Raw genomic sequence first — 410 nt, 5'->3', positions numbered from 1 at the left:
GGCCGGCACCAGCGCGAGCGCGACAGGGTGGTCGGGCACGCGCACGGCCACCGTATCCAGCCCACCCGTCGCTTCCAGCGGCACCCGGTGGCCGCGCCGCAGGACCAGGGTCAGCGGTCCCGGCCAGAAGTGCTCGGCCAGCAGACGCGCAGTCTCCGGCACGGTCTCGACCCAGTCCGCCAAGTGCTCCGCGGCGGCGATGTGGACGATCAGCGGGTGGGAGGGCGGACGCCCCTGCGCCTGGAAAATGCGCGCCACGGCGGCAGGGTCCTCGGCGTTCGCGCCCAGACCGTAGACGGTCTCGGTCGGAAGGGCCACCAGACCGCCGGCCCGCAGCACCTCGGCCGCCCGCCCGATGTCACTGGTCGTTGCCGTCACCATCGCAGTACTCCACTGTTCCGCTCCCACAT

1 protein-coding gene is annotated in these 410 nt (G+C 72.9%); it reads right to left on the bottom strand.

Annotation, left to right across the window (positions count from 1 at the left end):
• Window positions 1–381: L-threonylcarbamoyladenylate synthase (locus G3I71_RS48930; RefSeq protein ID WP_164325447.1), on the bottom strand; the 381-nt coding region annotated here is incomplete at its 3' end.
• Between the last annotated feature and the right edge of the window lie 29 nt (window positions 382–410).

This window comes from Streptomyces sp. SID12501 (genome assembly GCF_010550245.1).
Lineage (GTDB): Bacteria > Actinomycetota > Actinomycetes > Streptomycetales > Streptomycetaceae > Streptomyces.
This window is presented reverse-complemented; position numbering and strand designations above follow the sequence as displayed.